Annotated in this window: 1 protein-coding gene; it reads right to left on the bottom strand. The window is 80.2% G+C overall.

Annotated features, from left to right (window positions below; genetic code table 11):
- Window positions 1–117: 117 nt before the first annotated feature.
- Window positions 118–393, bottom strand: coding sequence for a DUF6424 family protein (locus tag ACFW2E_RS46375; RefSeq protein ID WP_384478069.1), 276 nt, complete (start codon window positions 391–393; stop codon window positions 118–120).
- Window positions 394–486: the final 93 nt, after the last annotated feature.

Here is a 486-nt window from a genome sequence, read left to right on the forward strand (position 1 = left end):
GGGGGGGGGGGGGGGGGGAGACACCCCCGGGGCCTCGGTGCGCCCGGGGGCGCGGGGGCGCGGGGCCCGCCCGACGGGGCCGACGTGGCCCGGGGTGACAGAGCGAAGGCGGTGGATTCAGGAGCGCGGCGGGGTGCGTGCGCTACGCGGAGAGCCGGTCCCCCGCCGGCGCGTACCGCCCCGGCGTGCCCCGTGACCGGCCGCCGGGCCGGCGGCGGTGCGGCTCCCGGGGGCGATCTGAGCCGAGAAGGCCTGCAGGGCGGCCGAGCTGTTGGGTGGGAGGACCGCCATCAGGCCACGGTCCTGAGCCTCGGCCAGCGCCCCGGCCGCCGCGCTGCCCTCGGGCACGAACGCCAGCCGCACGTGTCCGTCGCCGGAGCCCCGCCGGTCCACCGGGGCGGGGTGGCCCGGGAGGGCCGCGGGGCCGGGGGCACCCACAAATCAATCTGGGTGAGCGCCCCATGAGAGTCCACAGAGACACCCCGC

The organism is Streptomyces sp. NPDC058964 (assembly GCF_042741275.1).
In the GTDB taxonomy this organism is placed as follows: Bacteria; Actinomycetota; Actinomycetes; order Streptomycetales; family Streptomycetaceae; genus Streptomyces.